The sequence below is a fragment of the Thermomonas sp. genome (assembly GCF_020850895.1).
In the GTDB taxonomy this organism is placed as follows: domain Bacteria; phylum Pseudomonadota; class Gammaproteobacteria; order Xanthomonadales; family Xanthomonadaceae; genus Thermomonas.
In genome coordinates, this window is the sequence record NZ_JADZDS010000133.1 from 1 (window position 1) to 26,846 (window position 26,846).

The following is a 26,846-nucleotide window of genomic DNA, read 5'->3' on the forward strand; positions in this document are numbered from 1 at the left end:
AACCTGGGCTTGCTCGCGTTCGATCCGTTCGGCAATGGCCTTGGGTGGGTTCACCGTGGCGGGCGGCACGCCGTTGACGACTTCGATCGGCCAGTCACGCGGGGTGATCCGGACGTGGAGTTCGCTCCAATCGCTTGCGCCCGGCTGCTGGATGCGAACCACGGCCTCGCCGCTGGCGTCGCGAGCGATGCCGAAGACGAAACTGCCGTAGGGCGTGAGCTTCAGCCTGCGTCCGGCGTACTCCACGACTGCCTCGGGCGCGGTGGTCCCGAGCACCATCGCGCCCTGTTGCGCGGTGTCCGCCAGGCGCGTCGCGCGCGCCGCGATCTCGGTGCGACCCGTGTCGGCCGAAGGGGAGCGTGCCGTCGCCGCGGTGGGTGCGTCCTGCGCAATGGCAGAAGCAGCCAGCAGCGCCGCGCCAACGACCAAGGCTCTGAGTGCCTGAAGCGCCGCCTTTGTCCTTGTCGGTGACGCGTTCAACGGCTTGCGCATGCGATCGCCGATGGGTGATCGGTCACCCTTGCGGTCGCGGCATGGGGGCACGGGGTGGTTGTCGACGCGTTGGGTTCTGGACATACGGAAGCGTTGTAACACGGGAGAAACAGCTCCGAATCGCAAGCGAGAAGCGTACTTCGGGGTCAGGCATCGGTACCGGCGTGGGCGCGGGGCGCATTCAGGCGGGCGGCACCGGGTCGTGGCCACCGGGATGCAAGGGGTGGCAGCGGCCCACGCGACGAAGCGCCAACCAGCTGCCTTTGATCGCGCCAAACCGTGCGATGGCCTCCATCGCGTACACCGAGCAAGTTGGCGCGAATCGGCAGTTTTGCCCCAGCAGTGGGCTGATCCAGCGTTTGTAGCCGCGCAGGAGGGTGATGAGGAGCCGGTCGATCACGAAGTCGGTCGTCAGGTGCGTGGCGCGGTTGCCGCCCCGTGCATTGCAGGTTATAACAGCCCGCCTGATTGTCTCAAGGGAAACCGGGGAACCAACTGACGTGGCTGCAAAGAAACCTGTGAAAAAGGCTGGCCAGAAGGCCGGTTCAACCAAGCCCGCCGCCAAGCCGGCCGCCAAGCCTGCGGGCAAGGCGGCAAAGAAGCCGGCTGTTGCGAAAAAAGCCGCTGCGGCGAAGAAGCCGGCGCCTGCGAAGAAGGCGGTCTCGGTCGTCAAGAAGGCGGTGGCGGCAGTGAAGAAGCTGGTCGCTTCCAAGAAGCCGGCACCCACGAAAAAGCCCGTGGCCGCCAAAAAGCCCACGGCCACGAAGAAGGCGGTGGCGGTGAAGAAGCCGGTTGCGAAGGCAAAGGCGCCCGCGACCAAGAAGCCCGTCGCGGCCAAGTCCGTCGTGGCTACCAAGAAGCCCGTGGTCACCAAGAAGGCGGCACCGGTCAAGAAGGCAGCAGCGGATAAAAAATCGGTTGTCGCCAAGCCCCCCGTCAGTGCGAAGACCACGGGTGCTGGGAAGAAGGACGCCGTCGCGAAGAAACCGGCGCCCTCAGCCAAGCCGGTGGAAGCGCCGAGGAAGGCTGCTGATCGCGTGCCTGCACCGCAGGTTGCTGCAATGCCGGTCAAGACTGTGCCACGTTCGATGGGCAAGGTCGCGGTCGCGGTGCGCAAGCCGGTGGACAGCAAGCCCGCCCCCAAGGCCAAGTTCAAGGTCGTGGCGTATCGCACGGATGACAGCACCGGGCGTCCGATCCTGCCGGCGGGCTACAAGCCTTCGGCGGATGAGGAATACATGAGCCCGCTGCAACTGGAGTATTTTCGCCAGCAGTTGCTGAAGTGGCGCGCGGATTTGGTGGAGGAATCCAAGCAGACCATCGAGAACCTCAAGGAAGAAGTGCGTGACATCGGCGACGAGGCCGAACGTGCGACCCGTGAGACCGAAAACTCGTTGGAACTGCGTACCCGCGACCGCTACCGCAAGTTGATCGGCAAGATCGACAGCACGCTCAAGCGGCTGGACAACGGTGAATACGGGTTCTGCGTCGACACGGGCGAGGAAATCGGCTTGGATCGGCTCGAGGCGCGGTTGACCGCGGAGCGGACGTTGGATGCGCAGGAGCGCTGGGAGCACCTGCAAAAGCAGATGGGCGATTAAGCCGGCTGCGCGTCGCCGATGCGGGCGCGTGCGGTGCTTGGAATGCAAAAACCCCGCCATGGCGGGGTTTTTTGCTGGCTGGCTGCGGCTGGACGCGTTCAATGCAAGCTGCGCAGGTCCAGCTTGCGCAGGCGTGGCGCCAGGCGTGCAGTCGTGGCGACCACGCCCAGGGTGACGCAGCCACCCACGATCATCGCCGGGACCAGCCCGAGCAGGCGTGCCATCACGCCGTCGTAGAACGCGCCGAGTTCGTTCGAGGAACTGACGAAGATGCCGTTGATCGACGACACCCGGCCGCGCATCTCGTCGGGCGTCACCAATTGCATGATGGTCGAGCGCAACACCACCGACACGCCATCGCACATTCCGTAGAGCACCAGCAAGGCGCCGGACAGCCACAGGTTGCGCGACAGCGCAAAGGCAATCGTGCACAGGCCGAAGCCGGTGACTGCCCACATCAGGACCGGACCTGCGTGGCGCTCCAGCGGACGGCGGGTGAGCCAGAGCGCGACCAGGATCGAGCCGGCTGCGGGCATCGCGCGCAGCACGCCGAACGCCTCCGGTCCGGCGTGCAGGATGTCCTTGATGAAGGCCGGCAGCATTGAAATGGCGCCGCCGAGCAGCACCGAGAACATGTCCAGTGCCATCGCGCCCAGCATGATCTGGTTGCCGGCCACGAAACGCGCACCCTCGGCAATGCTCTTGAAGATTGGCCCTCGCTGTTGCTGCAGTGCCGGCTCAGTGACTTGCATCAGCAGCAAGGTGCTTGCTGCTGCCAAGGCCACGACCGTTGCGGTGGCATACGAAAACGATTTGCCCAGCGAGCCGACCAGCAGGCCGCCCAGCGCAGGCCCCAGCACCAACCCGGTCTGGAACACCACACTGCCCATGCTGGCGCCTTTCGGGAACTGCTCCCGACGCAGCACCCGCGCAAACAGGGCGTTGTAGACCGGGCCCAGGAAGGACCGACCGACGCCGCCAACGGCCACCGCAAGGTAGATCGGCCAGGTGCCGTGGGTGTGCAGCAGGATGTTCCCTGCGACCAGCGCCAATGCCGCGGCATTGAGGGCCAGCAGGAGACAGGCGGCAGCGCCAAGCTTGCGTCGTGGCAGGTGATCGACCAGGTGGCCGGAAAACGGTGCGACGCAGAAATAGGGAATCACCTCGGCCAGCCCGACCAGCCCGAGCGCCAGGGTGTCGTGGGTGACCTCGTAGATGTGCCAACCGACCGTCACCGATACGACCTGGTAGGACAGCAGGGTGAAAATCCGGAACAGCATCAGCCAGCGGAAACCGACGCTGGTCATCGGCGAGGGCACCGCTGGGCTCATGTGCGCATTGCTGCCTGCGCGTGTTCGCGAATGAAGGCGAGCAGGGCGGCGAGTCCATTGCTCCGGGTGGGCGACAGGTGTTTGGCAAGGCCAATACTGGCGATGTAGTCCGGCGCGGTGGCGAGGATGTCGACCGCGCTGCGGCCGGAGTACACCCGCAGTGCCAGATAGATCAGGCCGGAGACGATCGCCGAATCACTGATTGCGTGGAAGTCGAGCTTGTCGGTGCCACCTTCGGCCACGATCCACACCAGCGACTGGCAGCCATGCAATCGGTGTTCCTCGATCTTCCAAGCGTCCGGGAACGCGGGCAGCTTGCGGCCAAGGTCGATCAGGTATTGGTAGCGCTCCGACCAGTCGCCGAAGAACGAGAATTCATCCGCGATGGCGGCTTGCGCGTCCGCGGCCGTGGGTTCGAGGGGGAAGGGGGTGTCGGTCACTGATTGTTCCTGTTCTAGCCCCTCTCCCCTCGGGAGAGGGGTTGGGGTGAGGGTTCTGGCGTGTGCGGTGTTACCGGCTTCGCCGAACCCTCATCCGCCCCCCGCCTTCGCGGGGGCAGGCTCTGCGGGCACCTTTTCCCGGAGGGAGAAGGAACATCATGCGCGCTTCCACCTGACACCCTGTGGCGTGTCTTCCAGCAGGATGCCTTCATCGGCGAGCTGCTGGCGGATGGCGTCGGCACGGGCGAAGTCGCGCGATGTCTTCGCTTCGATGCGCTCGTCGATCAGTGTCTGGATGCGGGCATCATCATCATCGCTGGCGCCGCCGGCGAACCATGCGTCCGGCTGCTGCTGCAGTACGCCCAACGGCTGCCCGGCACCCAGCAACTGCGCTTTCAGGGCGGCCTTGTTTTCGTGGGTCACCGCCTTGCGTGCTTCGCTGGCGATGCGGGCGATCTCGGCCAATGCCATCGGCGTGTTGAGGTCATCGTCCAATGCCGCCTCGATGCTGGCGGGGATCAGCGGCTCGGCTGCGACGTTGACCAAGTCACGCAAGGTCCCATAGAGCCGATCCAGCGTGCGCACGCTCTGCTCGATCAACCCATCCGACCATTCCAGCGGTTGCCGGTAATGCGCCGAGAGCAGGGCATAGCGCAGGGCTTCAGGGCGGTGCTGGCGCACCAGATCGTGGACGCGCTGGATATTGCCGACCGACTTGGCCATCTTGGCGCCACCGAAATTCAGCATGCCGTTGTGCAGCCACCAGCGTGCGAAGGGTGCGCCGCCGTGGGCGCATTCGCTTTGCGCGACTTCGTTCTCGTGGTGCGGGAATTGCAAGTCGATGCCGCCTGCATGGATGTCGATGGTTGGACCCAGATGCGCCTCCGCCATTGCCGAGCATTCGATATGCCAGCCCGGGCGGCCACGACCCCAAGGCGAATCCCAGCCCGGCAGGTCGTCTCTGGAGGGTTTCCACAATACGAAGTCGCCCGCGTCGCGCTTGTACGGGGCGATTTCCACACGCGCGCCGGCCAGCATCTCCTCGGCGTCACGGCGCGAGAGCTTGCCGTAGCCGGGGAAGCTCGCCACCGCGAACAGCACATGGCCTTCGGCGACATACGCATGCCCGTCGGTGATCAGGCGTTCGATCATCGTGATCATCTGCGGCATGTGCGCGGTGGCCGCAGGTTCGATATCCGGCGCGAACTCACCGGTCACGCCCAGCGCCGCCATGTCATCGCGATAGGCCGCGGCGTACTTGTCGGTGATGGCCGAGATCGGCGTGCCAAGCTCCTTCGCTGCGGCGTTGATCTTGTCGTCGACGTCGGTGATGTTGCGAGCGTAGCGCAGGCTGCCGTAGCGCCGGCGCAGCAATGCTGCCAACACGCCGAACACCACCGGCCCGCGTGCATTGCCGATATGCACGTAGTTGTAGACGGTGGGTCCGCAGACATACATGGTCGGGCAGTCGGCGACCAGGGGCGTGAACGGTTCGACCCGGCGGGTCAGGGTGCTGTAGAGGGAGAGGCTCATGGGCGTGGAGGCGATGGATGCGTCATTGTAACGATGCCGTCCGCTCCGCCGCAGCGACAGCGGGGATTCAGCCGCGCAGCGGCTTGCGTCGATAGACTCACGGAATGTTGCGATGGTGCCGGAATCCCGTTTTCCTCTTGTCCTTGGCCGTGTTGCCAAGCGGGCTTGCGATTGCGCAGTCAGCTCCGCAGGCGGCGCGTGAGGTCGTGCTTCCGATCGAGAACGTTCGATTCGACTATGCGCAGGTGATGGCGGTCCGGCCTGTCCAGCAGGTCCTGCGAACGACACGGATGGAACGGGTTTGCAGCGATCCTCGCCATCCCGGAACACTGGTTCCCACCCCGCTGCCGTCGAACGGTGCTTCCGCCGGATCCCGCAATCAAGGTGGATTGCGAAATTGCAGGATGGCCCCGGTGATTCGTGAGTTCCAGCGGACGATCGCCTTTGACGTCGATTATGTCTATCGCGGCAGCAAGTTCCGCACCCGGATGGGGCGTGATCCCGGCAATCGATTGCGGATCCGCATCTCGATTGCCCCGGCCCCAATGGAATGAGCTGCGTGCGGATGCGCGAAGCTTGCATGCTGCGCTGCGTCATGCGAGGATGCACGCCACGATGCATACCCACCTCGCCACCCGTCATGCAGTCTCCGCCCGGATGGCCTCCGGCATGACTTCGCGTGCGCGCCGACCGGTAATGGCACAGCCAGCTGGGTAATCCGGAGCATCTTCTTGCGCGTCACCTCCTGAAAACCCAGCCCAGCGGCTGGGTTTTTTGCGTTTTGGCCCTTTCATCCAACCACCGAGCGACCTTCGATGAAGCATTTTCTGAACACCCAGGACTGGAGCCGCGCCGAGCTCGACGCCTTGCTCGCCGATGCCGCGCGTTTCAAGTGCGAGAAACTGGGCGATGCCCTGAAGGGCAAGTCCATCGCGCTGGTGTTCTTCAATCCGTCGATGCGGACCCGCACCAGTTTCGAGTTGGGCGCGTTCCAGCTGGGCGGTCACGCCATCGTGCTGCAGCCCGGCAAGGATGCGTGGCCGATCGAGTTCAGCCTCGGCACGGTGATGGACGGCGAAACCGAGGAGCACATCAAGGAAGTGGCGCAGGTGCTGGGCCGCTACGTGGATCTGATCGGCGTGCGGGCGTTCCCGAAGTTCGTCGACTGGTCGGTGGACCGGCAGGACATCGTGCTTCAGAGCTTTGCCAAATACTCGCCGGTGCCGGTGATCAATATGGAAACGATCACCCATCCCTGCCAGGAGCTGGCGCATGTGCTGGCGCTGCAGGAGCACTTCGGCACCTCGGATTTGCGCGGCAAGAAATTCGTGTTGACCTGGACTTATCACCCCAAGCCGCTGAATACCGCAGTCGCCAACTCGGCGCTGACCATCGCGACGCGCATGGGCATGGACGTGACCCTGCTGTGCCCCACGCCGGACTACGTGCTCGACGAGCGCTACATCGGCTGGGCGAACGCGAACGTCGCCGAGTCCGGCGGTTCGTTCTGCATCAGCCATGACATCGACTCGGCCTACGCCGGCGCGGACGTGGTCTATGCCAAGAGCTGGGGCGCGCTGCCGTACTTCGGCAACTGGGCGCCCGAGCAGCCGATCCGCGACCAGTACAAACATTTCATCGTGGACGAGGCCAAGATGGCGCTGACCAAGGACGGCGTGTTCTCGCACTGCCTGCCGCTGCGCCGCAACGTCAAGGCCACCGACGCGGTGATGGATTCCCCGCGCTGCATCGCCATCAACGAAGCCGAAAATCGCCTGCACGTGCAGAAGGCCGTCATGGCGACCCTTGTGGGCAGCCATGACGTCCGGGATTCGGGATTCGGGATTGGGGATTCGAAATAGCACCAATCCCACCACGAACTTGCGTTGTCAAAACACAACAGGATTCCTCCATGACGAATGCTTCCCCCAATCCCCAATCCCCAATCCCCAATCCCGGCTCTTCCGACATCGTCCTCGCCTTTTCCGGCGGCCTCGACACCAGTTTCTGCGTGCCCTATCTGAAGGAACAGGGCTGGAACGTGCACACCGTGTTCGCGGATACCGGCGGCGTCAGCACCGAAGAGCGCGCCATCATCGAGGCACGCGCTGCCGAGTTGGGTGTCACTTCGCATGTGACGGTCGATGGCGGCCCGGCGCTGTGGGCGGACTTCGTCAAGCCATTCGTGTGGGCAGGGGAGGGCTACCAGGGACAGTACCCGCTGCTGGTCTCGGACCGCTATCTGATTGTCGATGCCTCGCTGGCGCGGGCGAAGGAACTCGGGACGAATGCCATCGCCCACGGTTGCACCGGCATGGGCAACGACCAGGTGCGTTTCGACCTGGCGGTGAAGGCCAGCGGCGATTTCCGCATCGTCGCCCCGATCCGCGAAATCCAGAAGGAACACACCCACACCCGTGCCTATGAGCAGGCCTATCTGGAGGAGCGCGGTTTTGCCGTGCGCAGCAAGCAGAAGGCTTACACCATCAACGAGAACCTGCTGGGCCTGACGATGTCAGGCGGCGAGATCGATGCCTGGGAAGCGCCGGGCGAGGGTGCGCGCGGTTGGTGTGCGCGCCGCGGGCAATGGCCGGCAGAGCCCATGGAAGCCACGTTGCGCTTCGAGCAGGGCGAGGCGGTGGCACTGGATGGGAATGCACTTCCGGGCGAAAAGCTCCTGGCCAAGCTCAACGTCATGTTTGCCCAGTACGGCGTCGGTCGCGGCCTGTACACCGGCGATACCACCATCGGCCTGAAGGGGCGGATCGTGTTCGAGGCGCCGGGCCTGATCAGCCTGCTGGCCGCGCACCGTGCGCTGGAAGAAGCGGTGCTGTCCAAGCTGCAGAACCGCTTCAAGCCCGAGGTGGCGCGCAAATGGGTGGAACTGGTCTATGAAGGCTTCTACCACGATCCGCTGAAAGCCGATCTGGAAGCCTTCCTCGCCGCTTCGCAACAGAAGGTCAATGGCGAGGTGACGCTGCGCACCAATGGCGGCCGGGTCGATGCGATCGCGGTGCGTTCGCCGCACATCCTCAACAGCAAGGGCGCCACCTATGCGCAGTCGGCGGACTGGGGCGTGGACGAGGCCGAGGGTTTCATCAAGCTGTTCGGGATGAGCAGCACCCTGTGGGCCGAGGTGAACCGATAACCCTTTTTTTCCTTCTCCCTCCGGGAGAAGGTGGCGCGCAGCGCCGGATGAGGGTTCGGTTTGCCTTGTCCTGTCGCTTTGCACGAACCTTCACCCCAACCCCTCTCCCACAGGGAGAGGGGCTTGATAGATGATCATGCTCACACACGTTCTCCGCCACCTTGAAGCCCTGGTGTCCTTCGACACCCGCAACCCGCCGCGCCGGATCGGCACCGGCGGGATCTTCGACTACCTCGGCGCGCACCTGCCCGGGTTCCGCATCGATGTGGCCGACCACGGCGACGGCGCGGTCTCCTTGCTCGCCGTACGCGGCGATCCGCGCCGCGTGTTCAATGTGCATCTGGATACGGTGCCGTCGTCACCGGCTTGGAGCGTCGATCCGCATGTGTTGCGTGTCACCGCCGATCGCGCCATCGGGCTGGGCGCCTGCGACATCAAGGGCGCGGCGGCCGGGCTGATCGCCGCCGCCAACGCCACGTCGGGTGATGTTGCGTTCCTGTTTTCCAGTGACGAGGAGGCCAACGATCCGCGATGCATCGCCGCCTTTCTCGCCGAGGACCGTGGATTCACCGAGGCGGTCATCGCCGAACCCACGCGCTGCGAAGCGGTGCTCGCGCACCGCGGCATCAGCTCGGTCGTGCTCAAGTTCAAGGGCGAGGCCGGGCACGCCTCCGGCGCCAACGCGCTGGAGGCCAGCGCGCTGCACCAGGCGATGCGCTGGGGCGGCAAGGCACTGGACCTGGTCGAAGCCGAGGCCGACGCGCAGTTCGGCGGCCTGCAGGGACTGCGCTTCAATGTCGGCAAGGTCGAAGGCGGCATCAAGGCGAACGTGATCGCGCCCAGCGCTGAAGTGCGCTTCGGGTTCCGGCCGCTGCCCTCGCAGGACATCGATGCGCTGCACGCGCGCTTCGGCGCCTGCGCCGCATCCGGTGCGCTGGAGCGTTACGAGGAGACCTTTCGCGGGCCATCGTTGCCAGGCGGGGAGGCCGCAGCGGTCGAAGATCGCCGGCAGGCCGCGCAGGCGCTGGCCGCGCAACTGGGCCTGCAGGTCGGGCCTGCCGTCGATTTCTGGACCGAAGCCTCGCTGTTCTCGCAGGCGGGTTTGACTGCGCTCGTCTACGGCCCGGGCGACATCGCCCAGGCGCATACCGCGGATGAATTCGTGTTGCTCGAGCAGTTGCAGCGCTACACCGAGTCCATCGTTCGAATTCTTGGGAACTCATAGACCGTGACGCCGATCCTCAACCCGCACGCCATCCACGACCCCCAGACCCGCCAGACCATCGTGCGGCTGTTGTCCAGCATGGGCAGTGCGAAGGAAATCAATCAGTACCTCAAGCGTTTCTCGCAGCTCGACGCCGCGCGCTTCGCCGTGGTCAAGGTGGGCGGCGCGGTGCTGCGCGACGACCTCGACGCGTTGGTGTCGTCACTGGCCTTCCTGCAAGACGTGGGGCTGACCCCGATCGTCATCCATGGCGCTGGCCCGCAGCTCGATGTGGAGCTGTCCGCCGCCGGGATCGAGAAGCAGACCATCGACGGCCTGCGCGTGACCTCGCCGGAAGCATTGGCAATCGTGCGCCGTGTGTTCCATGCGCAGAACCTGAAACTGGTGGAAGCCCTGCAAGCCGCCGACGCGCGTGCCACCAGTATTGTTTCTGGCGTGTTCGAAGCCGACTATCTGGATCGCGAACGCTTCGGCCTGGTCGGTGAGGTCAAGCGCGTCGATCTGGCGCCGATCCAGGCCAGCCTGCAGTCCGGCTCGATCCCGGTGATCGCCTCGCTGGGCGAAACGGTCGGTGGGCAGATCCTCAACGTCAATGCCGATTTCGCCGCCAACGAGCTGGTGCAGGTGCTGCAGCCGTACAAGATCGTGTTCCTGACCGGGACCGGTGGATTGCTGGATGCCGAGGGGCGGATCATCGATTCGATCAACCTCTCGACCGAGTACGACCACCTGATGCAACAGCCGTGGATCGAAGGCGGCATGCGGGTCAAGATCGCGCAGATCAAGGACCTGCTGGATGGTCTGCCGCAGGCCTCGTCGGTATCGATTACCAAGCCATCGGAGCTGGCCAAGGAGCTGTTCACCCACAAGGGCTCGGGCACCCTGGTGCGGCGCGGCGAGCGGGTGTTGGAGGGCGGCGCGTGGCACGATTTCGATCTGCCGCGGCTGCGCGGGCTGATCGAATCGGCATTCGGTCGCAAGCTGTTGCCGGATTATTTCGAAACGACCACCCTGCATCGCGCCTACGTCAGCGAGCATTACCGCGCGGCGGTGATCCTCACCCACGAGGATGCCGGTGTGTACCTCGACAAGTTCGCGGTGCTGGATGACGCGCAGGGCGAGGGCCTGGGGCGCGCGGTGTGGAACGTGATGCGCGACGAAACGCCGGGGCTGTTCTGGCGTTCGCGCCGTGGCAACCCGGTCAACGCGTTCTATGACGCCGAGTCCGACGGTTGCATCAAGCGCGATAAATGGAAGGTGTACTGGTACGGCGACGCCGGCTTCGATCGGATCGAACACTATGTGACGCAGTGCGCACGGCGGCCGGTGACGCTGGAGGAGCCGATGTGAATGCGATCAAGGTTGGACTGGTCGGTGCGCGCGGCCACACCGGTGCGGAACTGATCAAACTGCTCGCCACGCATCCGCGCTTCCAGCTTGCCTTCGTGACCTCGCGCGAGCTGGACGGCAAGCCCGTGGCCGAGCACAACGCCGGCTTCGCGGGCGCGTTGCGCTACTGCAATCCCACGCACGAGGCGCTGCCGACGCTCGGCGCGGATGCGGTGGTGTTGGCACTGCCCAACGGCAAGGCGGCGACGATCGTGGCCGCGTTCGATGCGGCGGGTGTCGATCCCGTCTTCGTGGACCTGTCGGCCGATCATCGCTTCGATCCCCGCTGGTACTACGGCCTGCCGGAGCTGACCCGCGGCAATTACGCTGGAAACAAGCGCATCAGCAATCCGGGCTGCTATGCCACCGCGATGCAGTTGGCCGTTGCGCCCATGCTGGACGTGCTCGACGGGCCGGTGCAGTGCTTTGGTGTGTCCGGGTATTCCGGTGCCGGCACGACGCCATCCGACAGGAACAACGCCGAACTGCTGCGTGACAACCTGATGCCGTATGCGCTGACCGGGCACATCCACGAGCGCGAGGTGTCGCGGCAACTCGGCCATCCGGTGGAATTCATGCCGCACGTGGCGCCGCATTTTCGCGGCATCAGCTTGACTGCCAATCTGCATCTGTCGCGCGCACTTGCGCTGGATGCAGTGCTCACGCGATATCGTGATCGCTACGCGGGCGAGCCACTGGTGCGTGTGCAGGAGGCGGCGCCCTGGGTCAGCCGGATCGCAGGCCGGCACCACGTCGAAATCGGTGGCTTCACCCTGTCCGGCGACGGTCGCCGGCTGGTGGTGGTGGCGACCGAGGACAACCTGTTGAAGGGTGCGGCCACGCAGGCGCTGCAAAATCTCAATACCGCCTTCGGGCTGGATGAAATGTGCGGGATTCCGCTGGAGAACGCAGCATGAGCAATCTGCTTTGGCAAAAGCCCGGCGTCGCCGTCGATGCGCGCATCCAGGCCTTCCTGGCCGGCGACGACGTGCTGCTGGATCGTGAGTTCTTCCTGCATGACATCGCCGCCAGCGCCGCCCATGCCGAAGGATTGCAGCGCATCGGCATCCTCACTGCCGATGAACTGACCGGCCTGAAGCGCGAGCTTGCGGTGCTGGCCGAGGACTTCCGCAGCGGCGCATTCATGCTGGACGAGCGCTTCGAGGATGGCCACTCCGCGATCGAGGCGCGTCTGACCGAGCGGCTGGGCGACGCCGGCCGCAAGATCCACACCGGTCGCAGCCGCAACGACCAAGTGCTGGTGGCGACTCGGCTGTGGTTGAAGGACAAGCTGGCGCGGCTGGCGCAGCTCGCTCGCGAGGTCGCGGAGGTGGCACTGGATCGCGCCGAGGCGGAAAAGCAATTGCCGATTCCTGGCTATACCCATGTCCAGCGGGCGGTGGTGTCGTCCGCCGGCATGTGGTGGGCGGGCTGGGCGGAAGCCTTCATCGACAACGCCGTCCGCGCCCGCGACACGCTGGCCCTGATCGACTGCAACCCGTTGGGGACGGCGGCGGGTTATGGCGTGAACCTGAGGCTGGATCGCGAACACACCACCCAGGCGCTCGGGTTTGCGCGCACGCAGGTCTCGCCGATCTCTGCCCAGCTCTCGCGCGGCAAGTTCGAGCTGGCTGCGCTGGAGGCACTGGGCAGCGCGACATTGGACCTGCGCCGAATCGCCTGGGACCTGTCGCTGTTCACCAGCACCGAGTTCGGTTTCGTCGCCTTGCCCGCGCAGTACACCACCGGCTCATCGATCATGCCGAACAAGCGCAACCCCGACGTGATCGAGCTGATGCGTGCCACCCACGCCAGCGTGGCGGCGGCGCGCACCGAAATCGAGCAACTGCTGTCGCTGCCCTCGGGCTACCACCGCGACCTGCAGAACAGCAAGCCGGCGATCGTGCATGGCTTCGGTCGCGGGCTCGCCGCGCTGGAGTTGTTGCCGGCGTTGCTCGCCAATTTCGACTGGCGCGAAGACCGCCTGCGTGCTGCCATCGATGCCGGCATGTATGCCACCGACGTCGCGGTGGAGGCGGCGATTGCCGGCGTGCCGTTTCGCGATGCTTACAAGGCCGCAGCGGCTGGTGCGGAATCCGCGGGGCAGGGGCGCACGCCGGAAGGCTCGCTGGCGGCGCGCACCTCGCCGGGCGCAGCCGCCGACCTGCGGCTGGATGCACTGCGCGCACGTTGGGAGGCGCTGGTTTAAGCCATGAGCGCCTTCGCACCGCAGTCTCTTCCTGATTGGAAACGCGCGGTACTGAAGGTGGGCAGCAGCCTGCTGGCCAGCGCCGACACCGGCCTCAGCCCGCGCTTTGCGCTGGGGCTTGCGCAGTTCGTGCTGGCAAGCCGGCAGGCCGGGCGCGAGGTGGTGATCGTGTCCTCCGGTGCGGTGGCGGCTGGGCGTGCCCTGCTGCCGAAGAACGGCGAAGCCGCGCAGACCATGGCCGCCAAGCAGGCGCTGGCCGCGCTCGGGCAGGCGCAGTTGATCGCCCTGTGGCAGCGGTTTTTCGAATTGCCTGCTGCGCAGGTCCTGCTCACCCACGACGATCTTCGCAACCGCCGCCGCTACCTCAATGCGCGCAGCGCGCTGCTGGAATTGCTGCGGTTGGGCGCGATTCCCATCGTCAATGAAAACGACACCGTCGCCGTCGATGAGCTGAAGCTGGGCGACAACGACAATCTTGCCGCGGCAGTGGCGTCCTTGGTCGATGCCGATCTGCTGCTGATCGCCACCGATATTGGTGGCCTGTACAGCGGTCACCCGCAGCGCGATCCGGATGCGCGGCACTTGGCTCGCATCGAGACGATCACGCCGGAGGTGATGGCGATGGCGGGCGAGGCCGGCGCGCTCGGCACCGGCGGCATGCGGACCAAGCTGGAGGCGGCGGCCAAGGCGGCGCAGGCGGGCATTGCCACCGCCCTGTTCTGCGGCCGCGATGCCGCCACGGTGACGGCACTGGGGCAGGGCACGCTCCACGGCAGCCTGTTTACCGCGCAGGGCAGCCGCCTGAGTGCGCGCAAGCAGTGGCTGCGGCATGCACCTGCCGCGGGCGCACTGAGAATTGACGCCGGCGCCTGCGCGGCGCTGCTGCGCGGAGCGTCGCTGCTGCCGGGCGGCGTGCGCCATGTCGAAGGGGATTTTCGTCGTGGCGATGTGATCGAGATACTGGCCGAAGCGGGGCAACTGCTGGCGCGCGGGCAGGCGCAGTACAACGCAGTCGATGGGGCGCGTATCGCCGGCCGCCATAGCCGCGAGATCGAAGCCGTGTTGGGCTTCCGCTACGACGAGGCGATGGTCCATCGCGATGACCTGGTGTTGTTGGCGTCGCATCAATCCGACCACGGGGAGGTGGCGGCATGACGGGTTACGTGCGGGAACTGGCACTGGCGGCGCGCGCGGCGCAGCGCCAGATCGCGACCTGCAGCGCCGTGCAGCGGCAGGCCTTGCTGGAGGCAATGGCGGTGCAACTGCTGGACAGTCAGGCGTCCATCTTGGTGGCCAACGCGCAGGACATGGGGCAGGCCGCCGCCAATGGCGCCAGCAAGGCCACCCTGGACCGCCTGCTGCTGGATCCGGCGCGGATCGCAGGCATGGCCTCGGCATTGCGCGAAGTGGCGGCGCAGGCCGATCCGCTGGGCGCGGTGACCCGCAGCGAGACCCGCCCGAACGGGGTCGTGGTCGAGCGCCAGCGCATTCCGCTGGGCTTGGTGGCGATGATCTTCGAGGCACGCCCCAACGTCACCGCCGAAGCCGCGGCGCTGTGCCTGAAGGCCGGCAATGCGGTGCTGCTGCGCGGTGGTTCCGAGGCAGCGGCCAGCAATGCCGCGATCGCCGCCTGTCTGCACGCGGCGCTGCGTGCGCAGGGGCTGCCGGAAGCGGCGGTGTCGCTGGTGGCCGATACCGCGCGCGAACATGTGCTGGAGCTGTTGCAGCTCTCGGACCTGATCGATCTGGCCGTTCCGCGTGGCGGCGAGAGCCTGATCCGCTTCGTCGCCGAGCACGCGCGGGTGCCGGTGATCAAGCACTACAAGGGCGTTTGTCACCTGTACGTGGACCGTGCCGCGGATCTCGACACGGCGCTGGCACTGCTGATCGACGGCAAGGTGTCGCGCCCCGGCGTTTGCAATGCGCTGGAAACCCTGCTGGTGCATCGTGAAGTCGCGGCGGCCTTCCTGCCGAAGGCGCTGGCGGCGCTCAAGGCGCGGCAAGTGCAGGTGCGTGGGGACGCTGGCGTGCGGACGTTCGATGCCACGCTGCCGGACGCGACCGAGGCGGATTTCGATGCCGAGTTCCTCGATCTGATCATCGCTGCGAAGGTGGTGGAGAGTCTTGATGCGGCGATCGCCCATATCCATCGCTATACCTCGGACCATACCGAGGTCATCGTCACCGAGGATGCCGCGGCTGCCGAGGCCTTCGTGCGCGCCATCCGCAGCTCGGCGGTGATGGTCAATGCGTCCTCCCGCTTCAATGACGGCGGCCAGCTCGGACTCGGCGCGGAGATCGGCATTTCCACCACCCGCCTGCACGCCTATGGGCCGATGGGGGTGGAGGCACTGACCATTGAACGCTTCGTTGTGCGCGGGCAGGGCCAGGTCCGCCATCCCGATTTGCAGGGCTGAGGCCATCGGAGCAGGTAACCAACGAGGCTCTCGCGTTGCTCAGCCGGATGTGGCCTCTTTTCGCCCCAGGGCCCGTTGACCTGAATCGGGGACTCGCCCAATGCGTGCCGGTGGAGTACGCTCGGAATGGGAGTCGGGCAGACGGGAGGAGCGGGGAGACGGTCGATACGGAATTGGTCATTTGGCCCGTAGCCCCTGTGCTCGTTGTCCTTGACTGCATCTCATTCGCGCAGCCCTTGCATGCGCGTTGTCAGGGGAGAGTTGTGCATATGCGAATGACCGCCGTGATGCGCCGAGGTTCGATCCAACTCGTCGCCTTGGCCGTGGGCGGCCTGATGGCATGCGGATCAGCTGCTGCTGGCTGTGCTCCGGATGCGGCCACGCTCGCGAATGTCGGTGTCACCGGCGTGGCAACGGCGTCCGCAGCCTTGCCGGCACCGCAACCGGTTCCCCAGGCATCGCCTCGGACAGCGCCGGGTGACGATGCTCGCGCGGCCTTGGAAGCCATGGGCCGTCTCCAGGATGCCGATACCGCCCTGTCGCTGGCTGCGGAAGGAGCGGCGCTGTACTCGCGTGAACGGGTCAAGTTGGATGGTTATGCGTATTGCAGCCAGGCCGTGCAACTGGCCGATTTGGGTGAATTGCGGCAAAGTGCGCGTGCGGCGAGCATGGCTTTGCATGTGGCGCTGGAGACCGGCAACCCGGACCTGCTTGGCAAGGCTTATCGGGATTTGGCGATCGCCTTCAGTTATGCCGGTCAACTCGAGCGGGCCGAACAGTTCGCCAATCTGGCGCTGAAATATCCCGGTCTCGATCCAACCCAAGTCAACGGGCCTGCCCGCAAGATCCTTGGCGATGTGCGTGCGCGTCAGGGCCGCTATGCGGAAGCGATTGCCTATTACGATCAAGCCAGCGGTGAGAGTTCAGGGCGTTTCCGTCCCTTGGTGCAGGCGTCGCTGGCCAACACGCTGATTCAATCCGGCGACCTGGTACGAGCACGCACCACGCTGGAGGCCATCCCGGAGCCCGAAAGCCCTGCCCAACGCGCCCAGTTGCAGCGCACTCGAGGAAAACTCCTGCTCGCCGAACAGCAGCCGGCGCAGGCGCTGGCGGTGTACCGGCAATTGGCCGACATGCCCGTGGACGATGCTGCCGGCGATGGCGTGTTCTATCGTGCATGGGCGCTGGATGGCATGTCCCGCAGTCAAGCGGCGATGGGCAACGAGGCCGAGGCCGCTGCCTCGCTGGACGAAGCGCTCGGCGAATTCGAGCGGGCCCGCGCCCGGTTCCGCAGCGACGAATTCAAGATGGGTCTGTTCTCGGATGTCCAGGACGTGTTCGAACGCGCGATTGCGTTGCATGACAGGCTGGGCCAGGCCGAACGAGCTTTCGACATCAGCGAGCGCAGCCGCTCCAGGGCGCTGCTCGATTCGATTGCCGGCCGCGCCAGCGTGGGTTCGGGCGAAGCGACCGCCATGGATGTCCAAGCGCTGCGGGCAGGATTGGCCCCTGACGAAACCGTGGTGGCCTACCACACCCTTCCGGATCGCTTGGTCGCCTGGGTATTGACCCGCGACGGCGTGCGTGAAGTCCGTTTCCCGACCGCATTGCCGCGCAGCGACCTGATCCGCCTCGTGGAGGCGTACCGCAATGCCCTGATCGGCCGCAATCCGAACATCGTGTCTGCGTCCGACCAGATCGGTCGCCTGCTGCTGGCACCGTTGCAGCTTGCGGACAGCCGGCGGGTGATCATCGTGCCGCACGGGCCGTTGCATTACCTGCCGTTCCAAGCCTTGCGGCTTGACGGAAAATACCTGATCGAACGCAATCCGGTGTCCCTTGCCCCCTCGGTGAGCATCGCCGCGCGCCTCGCTGCACACGCGCCGCTGGCGCAACCCAACCTGCTGGGCATTGGCAATCCGACCGTCGATCCATCGGTCGCCATCCCGCTGCCGGGTGCAGAGCGTGAAGTACGGATGCTCGCACAGGATTTCCCGGGCTCGCGCTTGTTCTTCGGCGCACAGGCAACGCTGTCCAATTTCGATGAATTCGCGCCGCAATCGCAACTGGTCCACGTCGCCGCCCACGCCTTGGTCGATACCCTCGATCCGCTGCACTCCAAGGTGCTGTTCACCGATGGGAATGGCCAGCCGGCGTACCTCGAGGCCAAGGATGTGATGGGCATGCAGCTTGACCATGTCTCGCTGCTGGCGCTGTCGGCCTGTGAATCGGGGCTTGGGAGGGTGGAGAATGGCGATGAAGTGCTGGGCTTCACCCGCGCGTTCCTGTCGGCTGGAACATCCAGCCTGTTGGCTTCGCTGTGGCCGGTTTCGGATGCCTCGACCGAGAAGCTGATGACCCGGTTCTACGGTGACCTTGCCAATGGCCAGAATGCCCAGGATGCGATGCGTGACGCCCAGCGGGCGGTGTTGGCTAACCCGGCGACGGCGCACCCGTATTACTGGGCGCCGTTCAACCTGATCGGCAACTGGCGGCTGCGGGTGTTGCAGTGAACAGCAGGATTGGACTTGGAGCGAAGGAATGACGTTGGAAATCCGCAATGACAGCCCGCTGTGTCGTCAAGCATGCATGCGTCCGGCGCTGCTCTCGGTTGCACTGGCCTTGGCGCTGCCGGTCGCACCGGCAGTGGCGCAGAATGCCCAGCCGCAGCAGGCGCAGACCTTGCCCGAGCCGCAGATGGCCCAGCAGGCGCAAGCCTCGTTCGTATTGCAGGGCGTCGAATTCGTCGGTGCAACCCTGGTGCCCGAGTCGGAATTGCAGGCGTCGGTCGCGGACATGGTCGGCAAAAGCGTGACGTTTGCCGACCTGCAGCAACTCACGATCAAGGCCGCCGCGGTCTATGCGAGGCACGGCTTCGGACTTGCGCAGGTGTTCATTCCCGTCCAGGACGTCGTCGATGGTCGGGTCAAGCTCACGGTGCTCGAAGGCAAGCTGGGCGAAGTGGCCATCGATATCGCCCCAGACGCCCCGATCCACCGCGGGCAAGTGGCCGGGATGCTGTCTTTGCTGAAGCCGGGTGAAGCGCTGAGCACGACCGCGTACGAACGTGCGATGCTGTTGCTGTCCGATCTTCCGGGCATCAAGCCGCAGTCGACGGTGACGGTGGGTTCGTCCTCGGACACCAATGACCTGCGCGTGCAGGTTGGCGCTCGCGACCGCGTGCAAGCCAGCCTCGGTCTGGACAATTCAGGCACCCGTGATTCGGGGCGGATCCGGCTCACCGGAAGCCTGCGCTGGGCCAGTCCGTTCGACCGTGGCGACAACCTCGACCTGCGGATCATGGTTGCGCAGGGAATGCATACCGCGTTCGGTCGGATTTCCTATGAAACCCCGATCGGCTACACCGGACTGCGCATCGGTGGCGGGTTGGCGCGGGTGCAATACGAACTGGGCGGCCCGTTCGCAGCACTGGAGCCCACCGGCGTGGGCACAGTCGCTGATCTCTCGTTCAACTATCCACTGATTCGCCAGCGCACCACCAATTTGTTCCTCCGCGGCGCAGTGGAGAACAAGGACCTGACCGACCGCTATGAAAAGGTTGGTCTGGAAACCCGCAAGCGGATCCGTGGCGCAAGTCTGGCTTTGACCTTCGAGCACCGTGACCGCCTCGGCGGTGGTGGTTACAACAGCCTCAATGCCCAGATCTACCGCGGCAACCTGACCTTGCGCGATCCGATGGCCAAGTTGCTGGACCAGCCGCCGTTTGGCTATGGCACCGAGGGTGGATTCACCAAGTTCACCCTGCAGGCATCGCGCCTGCAATACCTCGCGCCCCGCTGGAGCCTGTTGATGAGCCTGGGCCTGCAGCGCTCCGACAGTAATCTGGATCCGTACGAGAAGCTTTCACTGGGTGGGCCAAAGGCGGTGCGCGCCTACGCAACCGGTGAGGTGCTGGTTGACGACGGCTGGCTGGCGTCGGTCGAACTGCGATTCTCGCCCAGCCCGAACACCACGCTGTACGCGTTCTACGATGCAGCCCATGGTGACCTGTTCCATCGTCGACGGATCTTCGATCCAGACTTGGGCGCCAGCTTGCGCGGCTATGGATTGGGCTTCAGTTGGAGCAAGCCGGGCAGTGTGAGCATGAACCTGAGCGTGGCATGGCGGGCCACCGGGCCGGGCGTCACGGATGGCGGTGATCGCAATCCGCGGGTGTTCTGGACGATCCAGAAGGCGTTTTAGGAAATTGGAGGTTCCTGCCGGCCAGGGATGGCCCGCGACGAACCGATCACGCCGTGATCGGTTCGTGCGAGTCGAGTCCGGGCATGCACCGGACACGGGGTGGGCTGGCAACAGCTGATGGTGTTGTGCGGGTTTTCCTGAGGGGAAATGACATGAACGCGAAAAACAACTCCCGCAAGCACGCTTCCCGCGGTATGCGTCGCGGTCGGCTTGCACTGGCGCTGGCCCTGGCGCTGCTGGCGCCGGCGGCGTGGGCAGGCGTGGTGCCGTCCTGCACGAACTGCCTGCCTGAAGTGGGTACTGTCGTCTCTGGTGCGGCCACGTCGAATCTCGACCTCGGTGGCGTCATGCGGCCCGGTCCCACGACCGAAGACACCATGACGATCACGCAGACGACGTCGAGCGCGATCATCAACTGGAACACGCTCAATGTCGCGGGTGGGTTCACCCTGAATTTCGTCCAGCCGGATGCGAACAGCGTCACCCTCAATCGCGTCATCGGCGTGCCCGGCATCGGGATCACGCCGTCGATCATCCACGGCAACATCAATGCCAACGGCAATGTCTTCATCATCAATCCGACCGGTATCCTGTTTGGCAAGAGTTCGGCGGTCAACGTCGGCGGGCTGGTGGCCTCGACCCTCGCCATCAGTGATAGCGATTTCCTGACCGGCGCCGGGATGGCCGACCCGCACTACATCTTCACGCCAGACACCAGTGGTGCCATCGGTCCGGTCGTCAATCAGGGCCAGTTGACGACGGCCGTTGGCGGCACCATCGCCCTGTTGGCTGCCCGCATCGAGAACCAGCCGGACGCCGTCATCAGTGCGCCTGGAGGCAGCGTGACCTTCGGTGCAGCGCAAGGAGTCAATCTGGATTTCTACAACGACGGCCTGACCACCGTGACCCTGACCGGCACGGGTTTCAAGGATGGCTTCGGTTGCGCCGAGGGCATCATCACGTCGTCCTGCGCGGGCGGAATAGTCAACAACGGGGATATCACAGCTGCCGGCGGGCATGTGGAAATGCGCACCGAAACCGAGTTCGCGGCCACGAACGGGACACTGTTCACCGAGACTGTCATGGGAGGTCGCATCTGGATTGGCGGGACCATCCGGGCCAATTCGGACTCGACCTACACCAACCCAGGGTCGATCATCCTTGATGCGGGACACGGCAATGTGGATATCGGCGGCCTGCCTGGAACCTGGCCGCCGGCGAAAGGCCTGGTGTCTGCCAATGCGTTCGGCGCAGGCCAGGACGCAGGCACCATTGAAATCCGCGGCTACCAGCTGTTCACCCATCTGTGCGTGGGGCTTCTTGGTGTCTGCAACGCCAACGACTCACTCGGCTGGATCGATGCCACGGCCAATGGGGCTGGGGGCAATGGTGGCCAGATCACCATCGATGTTATGGATCGGTTCTACAACGCGGGATTGATCCAGGCGGCGTCCTTCGGCGGGAATGGCGGGACAATCAACATCGTGTCCGGGAACCGGGTCGAAAACTACAACTGGATTCTCGCCGAATCCGGCGCCGGCACAGGCGGCACCATCACGATCACCGCACCTTCCATCCTCCTGCAACGCGGACAAATGCCTTGGCTGGGTGGCCCGGGGATTCTGTATTCCCAGGCCGTGCTGTCGGCCTACGGTGCCACCAACGGTGGTTCGGTCAACCTGTTCGGGGGGTTGAGTGCCTTGGATTCGGGCGGTGTCACGCCCGGTGATCCGGAATACGTTCCCTACATCAATGTGCGCGGGATGAATGGCAACGGCGGGTCGGTGATGGTGTCGAATTACGACTCCGTCTACATCCATCCGGTGTGGTTCATCAATGCCAACGGCACGGCTAACGGCGGCACTGTCTCCATCGTGACCCAGAATTTGTATGCCCAGGGTGACATCACCGCCAACGGTGATCTGGACGGCGGCTCGATCACCTTGACGGCATACTCGTACCTGTCGTTGACCGGCCATCTGGATGCAAATGGTGGTGCGGATGGCGGCGATGTCAATTTATCTGCGTATTACCTGCTTGATGTCGGCGGCAGCGCCACCATCAATGCCAATGGCGTCGCCAACGGCGGCAGCATCGATTTGTATTCGAGCAATGGCATGCGGGTGTATGGCAGCCTGTCTGCCAATGGTGGGCTCGATGGCGGCAGCATTGATCTCAATTCTGACAGCCTGACCGTTTACGGTGGCGGCATCCTGACCGCGAATGGCGATGATGGTGGCGGCACCATCCACATGGCCGCCAACTACTTGACGGTCAGCGGAAGTGTCATCGCCTATGGAGATGTCGACGGTGGCAGCATTGATCTGGATGCCGTCTACTCCATTGTGATCGATGGCAGTTTGGCTGCCAATGGCGGCGTCAACGGCGGCACTGTCGACATCTACGCGGGTTACGCCTACTCGAGTTACGCCACCGTTTCGATCACCGGCGTGCTGCAGGCCAACGGCGGCCTGAATGCGACCGATCAAATCGGAAATGGCGGCACGATCAATGTGTACGGCCAGACGATCGACGTTGGCGCCACTGGCCTCATCGAGGCCAATGGCGGCATCGGGTTCTACCAGGATCCTGATGATCCCGGGCTCGATCGCTGGAGCTATGGTGGCACTGTTTTCCTCAGCGCCGATGATGTCACCTTGAGTGGGACCTTCAACTTGTGGGCCAGTGGGTTCTGGGGAGATCTGTATACCGCCGGATTCAATCGGATTCTCATCGATGAGAATGCCAGTATCACTTCCAGCCACTGGTACATCGATGGCACCGAAGCATGGATCACCACGACGGCCGGCGCGCCGACGCACACCAACGGGGCTGTGATCGTCGATCAGGCGCTGGCGACGGCGATGGAGAATGGGACCGCCATCGTGGTGCGCACCAATTCCGCGTTGGGTGGCGGAAGTGGCACCGGCGACGTGAATTTCGTTGATTTCACCTCCATCCTGCCCAATGCCCTGCCAGGCTCGTACATCGGAAACCTGCAGGTTCAAGCAGAAAATGCCATCAACGGGACCGATTTTTCCATCATCGGTCCATCGTTCCTGAGCTTGACGGCTGGCGGTGCGATTACGCTCAGCGATTTCACTCTCGATATCGGTGGCACCGTCAACATGCAGGGCGGGGGGATTTCGCTCCAGGGCGGCATCATCGACACGGCGAATGATTTCACCCTCGATGCATACGGCAGCCTCATCGGTATTGCGATCTCCGGGTCTTCGCAAATCCATGCCGCCGGCGATATCGCGTTGTCGGCCGGCAACAGTACGTATGGCATCCAGATTTCCGGTTCCGACGTTGAAAGCTATGGTGGCACGATCACCTTGGACGCAGACGGTGCGTTTGGCGGCATCCTGATCGACGCGTCGAAGGTCTACTCACATGGCGGGTACCTCGCGCTGCATGCCAGCAGCAATGACAATGGCGGCATCACCATCACGGGTGGTTCGATCGTGGATGCCGGCGCCGGCGCGGTGCTGCTGGATACCGCCAATGGCGACAACGGCATCTCCATCGATGGCTCGGCGGTGCATGCGGGTACGGGCGATCTCACGATGTACGCCTACGCCACCGCGGGCATCCATCTCTTCAACGGCGCAACCGTTGACACCGATGGCGGCAATATCCGCATGTATGCCGACGACAGCAGGTACGGATTCGTGGTCGATGCCGCCACGGTGGCATCCTACGGCGGCGACATCGTCATGTCTTCCTCTGGCTACAACACTGGTGGCATCTGGCTGCAGAACGGCGCGGCAATTGATAGTGGAGATGGGGCGATCCGGCTGGCTGTCGTGGGTGGGAATGTCGGCATTCGCGTCAACGACGCATCCTCGATCCATGCCGATGGCGGCGATATCACCTTGGACGCCTACTACAACGATGGCGGAATCCAGGTCAACTACGGCTCCACCGTCTACAGCCGTGATGGCGCGGTCAGGCTGCTGGCACCTTACGGCGACGGCGGAATCGTCATCTTCGGGTCTATGATCCACGCCGGGAGTGCCGGTATCACCCTGGACGCCAACTATACGAACGGGATTCGCGTCGAGTATGGTTCGACCGTGGAGTCCACTGGCGGTGACATCCTCCTGCTCGCTGATCGCAGCAGCTATGGCATCTACATCGACGCCTCCACTATCCAGTCAAGTGGCGCTGATATCACGATGCATTCGGGCAGCGGTGTCGGCGGCGGCATCGTCGTCCAGAATGCCGCGATGATCGACAGCGGTGGCGGCGCGATCCTGCTGGGCGTCGACGGTGGCGAGTTCGGGATCTATGTCGGCGGATCGACGATCACCTCGGCCACGGGCGATATCACCCTGGATGCGACTGGCAACCTGGAGGGCATCCAGATCCGGTACGACGCATCGATTGCCAGTACCAGTGGCGACATCACCCTGACCGCCCTCGGCAGCGGCGGTGGCATTGCGGTGTATGAATCGCAAATCTCAAGCGGCACCGGCGGGATCAGCCTCGAAGGCGAGAGCGCCTACCTGTACGGTGTGGTCGTGACGGATAGCGACATCCTCAGTGCTGGCGGGAACATCGGTATTTCCGGTTCCAGTACGCAAGCACTTGGATATGGCGTCCTGATCCAAGACAACAGCACGATTTCCAGCGGCGGCGGCGACATCGACCTGACCGGCGCCAATGCGAATGGCGCCGGCCTCTGGATCGATGACAGCAGCGTGACCAGTGCCGGCGGAAGCATCGCCATGCAGGGCACGGGCGGATCAGTGGGCGGTGTCGATCTGTATTACTCCAGTGTGGACAGCGGCGTCGGTGACATCGTGATTAATGGCTCCATCGATGGCTATGGATGGGGCGTGTTCGTCTACGGCACAAGGTTGACCAGCACGGACGGTGACATCGCCATCACCGGCCATGCCGACACCGGCTATGGCATTGAATTGCGGTCCGGCGACACGCAAGCAGCCAGGATCACTTCGGGCAGCGGCAACATCAATCTGGTGGGCGATGGCAGTCTTGCTGGCGTGCTGTTGAACGACGCATCCGCTATCGCCAGTACGAGCGGCGATATCGGAATCGATGGGCGCGCTACCACCGGCGCGGGTGTGAATTTGACGGGTACCGCATCCGTGGATGCTGGGAGTGGCACGGTCGTCCTGCGCGCGGCAAACGACGGCAGCAGCGATTCGATCATCATTGACGGCGCTGTTTCCAGCACCACGGGCGTGAACCTGCGGCCGTTGGATGTCACCGATACCCTTTACCTCGGCGGCGGCAACGGCTTCGTGCTGGACAACGTCGAGCTCTCGCATATCACCACGCCTTGGCTGGTGCTGGGCAGCAACCTGCAACAAGGTGCGATTCGGGTCCAGTCCGACATTGCGTATGCCGGCAACCTGAGCTTGCAGAATCAGGGCGGGACGGCAGGCATCCACTTGTCCGGGATGCTGGATGTCAGTGGTTACACGCTGGGTCTGTTCGCTGGCGGCAGCATCGGCCAGTCCGGCGCCGGCAGCATTCACGCCAAGAGCTTGATCGCTATCGCAAGCGGCGACGTGTTGCTGGCCTCGGCCCAGAACGATGTCACTGGCAATACCTTGGCCGGCAGCGCGGGGGGGCAGTTCCGCTATCTGGATGCCGATGAACTGGCGATCGGCAATGTGACCGGCTACGGCTTCAACGCCGGAGTCGGTGGCGGGTTGGCGAGTGTCGGGGCATCGGGCATCAATGCGTATGGGAACGTCCTGGTACGGACCTTATCGGGCAACCTGACCATGAACGCCAACGTGAATGGCGTCGATGTCGATCTGGTGACCGCCGGCGTGTTCCTGAACCCGGCGAGCGCAACGATCAGCGCCAGCGGCAGCTGGCGGGTCTGGGCCAGCACTTGGGTGGGTGAGGATCGCGGCGGGCTGGCCGGCAGCGGCACCTTGCCGAACCTGTACAACTGCACCTACGGCGGGCCTTGCGGGGTCACGGTCGGCAGTGGCAACCACTTCATCTACACCCAGCAACCGACGTTGACGGTGATGATCGCTGACTTCAGTCGTGAATACGGCGATGCCAATCCCACGTTCACGTTCGATGCGGACGGGTTGATCCTTGGTGATGCGTTGGCGAACGTGTTGTATGGCTCGGTGGGAAGCTCGGCGACCAGTGGCAGCAATGTCGGCCAGTATCTGATCAACGGCAGTTTCACGTCACCAGCCGGCTATGCGATCTACTTCCTGCCGGGCACCCTGACCATCACCCCGGCGATGCTGGTGTTCACCGCCGACCCACTGATCTGGTACATGGGCATACCGTTCCCGTCCTTCACCGGCACGGCCAGTGGCTTCAAGAACGGCGACACCATGGGCAGCGTATTCGGCTCCAATCCGGTCTGGTTCACCTACGCCACGCCGATGTCGATGCCGGGTTTCTATGCGATTTACGGTGGCGCCTCGTCGGCCACCAATTACACGTTCTCGCAGGCATCCAGCAACTCAACCGCATTGCAACTCCTGCCGCTGTCGCAAACTTCGGATCTGCCGACCGAGTTCTTCTCGGATCCAAGGGAGACGGAGCTGTATACGACCAATTTCGATCAGGTGCAGATGTGCCCGGTTGCGGACGTTGTGAATGACCAAGCATTGGCAGGGGGTGATTCGCTCGGCAATGAATGGTCGAAGGTGCGCAGGCGCCTGAATCTGCTGAATTGCTTCAACAACGAGAGGAACGCCGGCTGCAGCAGCTTCTGATTGGGGTTCTACCCCGAAATCACGGACGGTTTGGAAAGAGCTGAAAACTTCTGATCTTGTCTGATGACTCTGCGTCGCATCCTTGGGTTATGGCGTCGCTCGATGTATTCGAACACATCCGCCCGGGCGG

General features: G+C 64.3%; 17 protein-coding genes and 2 pseudogenes. 13 read left to right on the top strand and 6 right to left on the bottom strand.

Annotated elements, in window-relative coordinates; translation table 11 throughout:
* Both IT472_RS11550 and yidD read right to left on the bottom strand, forming a co-directional pair.
* A pseudogene (locus IT472_RS11550) lies at nucleotides 1-492 on the bottom strand (hypothetical protein); the annotation flags it as partial.
* 181 nt (nucleotides 493-673) lie between these two features.
* Nucleotides 674-907: a membrane protein insertion efficiency factor YidD gene (yidD, locus tag IT472_RS11555; RefSeq protein ID WP_297181717.1), complete on the bottom strand. Its 234-nt coding sequence runs from the start codon at nucleotides 905-907 to the stop codon at nucleotides 674-676.
* An 85-nt stretch (nucleotides 908-992) separates the two neighbouring features.
* Between yidD and dksA the strand changes: the two genes are divergently transcribed.
* Nucleotides 993-2,093: an RNA polymerase-binding protein DksA gene (gene dksA, locus IT472_RS11560; RefSeq protein ID WP_297181687.1), complete on the top strand. Its 1,101-nt coding sequence runs from the start codon at nucleotides 993-995 to the stop codon at nucleotides 2,091-2,093.
* 98 nt (nucleotides 2,094-2,191) lie between these two features.
* Here dksA and IT472_RS11565 read toward each other — a convergent pair whose 3' ends face one another.
* From IT472_RS11565 to cysS, 3 genes are all read right to left on the bottom strand, one after another.
* Nucleotides 2,192-3,424: an MFS transporter gene (locus IT472_RS11565; RefSeq protein WP_297181690.1), complete on the bottom strand. Its 1,233-nt coding sequence runs from the start codon at nucleotides 3,422-3,424 to the stop codon at nucleotides 2,192-2,194.
* Entirely contained in the window at nucleotides 3,421-3,864 is a 444-nt protein-coding gene (locus IT472_RS11570; RefSeq protein ID WP_297181693.1) for a SufE family protein, read from the bottom strand. The genes IT472_RS11565 and IT472_RS11570 overlap by 4 nt, the downstream gene beginning before the upstream one ends.
* A 156-nt stretch (nucleotides 3,865-4,020) precedes the next feature.
* Nucleotides 4,021-5,397 carry a cysteine--tRNA ligase gene (gene cysS, locus IT472_RS11575; protein ID WP_297181695.1) on the bottom strand — a complete coding sequence of 459 codons (1,377 nt, stop codon included), beginning with the start codon at nucleotides 5,395-5,397 and terminating at the stop codon, nucleotides 4,021-4,023.
* Between the two features lie 404 nt (nucleotides 5,398-5,801).
* Between cysS and IT472_RS11580 the strand changes: the two genes are divergently transcribed.
* The 12 genes from IT472_RS11580 to IT472_RS11635 all read left to right on the top strand — a co-directional run bounded on the left by IT472_RS11580 (nucleotide 5,802) and on the right by IT472_RS11635 (nucleotide 26,716).
* Nucleotides 5,802-5,951 carry a hypothetical protein gene (locus tag IT472_RS11580; RefSeq protein WP_297181697.1) on the top strand — a complete coding sequence of 50 codons (150 nt, stop codon included), beginning with the start codon at nucleotides 5,802-5,804 and terminating at the stop codon, nucleotides 5,949-5,951.
* A 261-nt stretch (nucleotides 5,952-6,212) separates the two neighbouring features.
* Nucleotides 6,213-7,259, top strand: a complete 1,047-nt coding sequence (locus IT472_RS11585) for an N-acetylornithine carbamoyltransferase (protein ID WP_297181699.1) — start codon at nucleotides 6,213-6,215, stop codon at nucleotides 7,257-7,259.
* A 50-nt stretch (nucleotides 7,260-7,309) separates the two neighbouring features.
* Nucleotides 7,310-8,545 (top strand): argininosuccinate synthase, encoded by a 1,236-nt coding sequence (locus tag IT472_RS11590; RefSeq protein ID WP_297181701.1) that lies wholly within the window; start codon nucleotides 7,310-7,312, stop codon nucleotides 8,543-8,545.
* Between the two features lie 136 nt (nucleotides 8,546-8,681).
* Nucleotides 8,682-9,770, top strand: coding sequence for an acetylornithine deacetylase (locus tag IT472_RS11595; RefSeq protein WP_297181719.1), 1,089 nt, complete (start codon nucleotides 8,682-8,684; stop codon nucleotides 9,768-9,770).
* Nucleotides 9,771-9,800: 30 nt separating this feature from the next.
* Entirely contained in the window at nucleotides 9,801-11,120 is a 1,320-nt protein-coding gene (locus tag IT472_RS11600) for an acetylglutamate kinase (RefSeq protein ID WP_297181721.1), read from the top strand.
* Nucleotides 11,117-12,076 (top strand): N-acetyl-gamma-glutamyl-phosphate reductase, encoded by a 960-nt coding sequence (gene argC / locus IT472_RS11605; RefSeq protein WP_297181703.1) that lies wholly within the window; start codon nucleotides 11,117-11,119, stop codon nucleotides 12,074-12,076. The genes IT472_RS11600 and argC overlap by 4 nt, the downstream gene beginning before the upstream one ends.
* Nucleotides 12,073-13,368: an argininosuccinate lyase gene (argH, locus tag IT472_RS11610; protein ID WP_297181705.1), complete on the top strand. Its 1,296-nt coding sequence runs from the start codon at nucleotides 12,073-12,075 to the stop codon at nucleotides 13,366-13,368. Before argC ends, argH begins: the two co-directional genes overlap by 4 nt.
* 3 nt (nucleotides 13,369-13,371) lie before the next feature.
* Nucleotides 13,372-14,523, top strand: coding sequence for a glutamate 5-kinase (proB, locus tag IT472_RS11615; protein ID WP_297181707.1), 1,152 nt, complete (start codon nucleotides 13,372-13,374; stop codon nucleotides 14,521-14,523).
* Nucleotides 14,520-15,785: a glutamate-5-semialdehyde dehydrogenase gene (locus IT472_RS11620; RefSeq protein ID WP_297181709.1), complete on the top strand. Its 1,266-nt coding sequence runs from the start codon at nucleotides 14,520-14,522 to the stop codon at nucleotides 15,783-15,785. Before proB ends, IT472_RS11620 begins: the two co-directional genes overlap by 4 nt.
* 506 nt (nucleotides 15,786-16,291) lie before the next feature.
* Nucleotides 16,292-18,298: a CHAT domain-containing protein gene (locus tag IT472_RS11625; RefSeq protein ID WP_297181712.1), complete on the top strand. Its 2,007-nt coding sequence runs from the start codon at nucleotides 16,292-16,294 to the stop codon at nucleotides 18,296-18,298.
* Between the two features lie 28 nt (nucleotides 18,299-18,326).
* Nucleotides 18,327-19,988, top strand: coding sequence for a ShlB/FhaC/HecB family hemolysin secretion/activation protein (locus IT472_RS11630; RefSeq protein WP_297181713.1), 1,662 nt, complete (start codon nucleotides 18,327-18,329; stop codon nucleotides 19,986-19,988).
* A 152-nt stretch (nucleotides 19,989-20,140) separates the two neighbouring features.
* Nucleotides 20,141-26,716: an MBG domain-containing protein gene (locus IT472_RS11635; RefSeq protein ID WP_297181715.1), complete on the top strand. Its 6,576-nt coding sequence runs from the start codon at nucleotides 20,141-20,143 to the stop codon at nucleotides 26,714-26,716.
* An 8-nt stretch (nucleotides 26,717-26,724) separates the two neighbouring features.
* Here the strand turns inward: IT472_RS11635 and IT472_RS11640 are convergent.
* Nucleotides 26,725-26,846: pseudogene (locus IT472_RS11640) on the bottom strand (IS3 family transposase); the annotation flags it as partial.

What these genes read in the sequence shown, in the direction of transcription:
- IT472_RS11565 (WP_297181690.1), bottom strand. Translation starts at nt 3,424, where the DNA reads ATGAGCCCAGCGGTGCCCTCGCCGATGACCAGCGTCGGTTTCCGCTGG.
- cysS (WP_297181695.1), bottom strand. Translation starts at nt 5,397, where the DNA reads ATGAGCCTCTCCCTCTACAGCACCCTGACCCGCCGGGTCGAACCGTTC.
- IT472_RS11580 (WP_297181697.1), top strand. Translation starts at nt 5,802, where the DNA reads ATGGCCCCGGTGATTCGTGAGTTCCAGCGGACGATCGCCTTTGACGTC.
- IT472_RS11585 (WP_297181699.1), top strand. Translation starts at nt 6,213, where the DNA reads ATGAAGCATTTTCTGAACACCCAGGACTGGAGCCGCGCCGAGCTCGAC.
- IT472_RS11590 (WP_297181701.1), top strand. Translation starts at nt 7,310, where the DNA reads ATGACGAATGCTTCCCCCAATCCCCAATCCCCAATCCCCAATCCCGGC.
- IT472_RS11595 (WP_297181719.1), top strand. Translation starts at nt 8,682, where the DNA reads ATGCTCACACACGTTCTCCGCCACCTTGAAGCCCTGGTGTCCTTCGAC.
- argH (WP_297181705.1), top strand. Translation starts at nt 12,073, where the DNA reads ATGAGCAATCTGCTTTGGCAAAAGCCCGGCGTCGCCGTCGATGCGCGC.
- proB (WP_297181707.1), top strand. Translation starts at nt 13,372, where the DNA reads ATGAGCGCCTTCGCACCGCAGTCTCTTCCTGATTGGAAACGCGCGGTA.
- IT472_RS11620 (WP_297181709.1), top strand. Translation starts at nt 14,520, where the DNA reads ATGACGGGTTACGTGCGGGAACTGGCACTGGCGGCGCGCGCGGCGCAG.
- IT472_RS11625 (WP_297181712.1), top strand. Translation starts at nt 16,292, where the DNA reads ATGGGCCGTCTCCAGGATGCCGATACCGCCCTGTCGCTGGCTGCGGAA.
- IT472_RS11630 (WP_297181713.1), top strand. Translation starts at nt 18,327, where the DNA reads ATGACGTTGGAAATCCGCAATGACAGCCCGCTGTGTCGTCAAGCATGC.
- IT472_RS11635 (WP_297181715.1), top strand. Translation starts at nt 20,141, where the DNA reads ATGAACGCGAAAAACAACTCCCGCAAGCACGCTTCCCGCGGTATGCGT.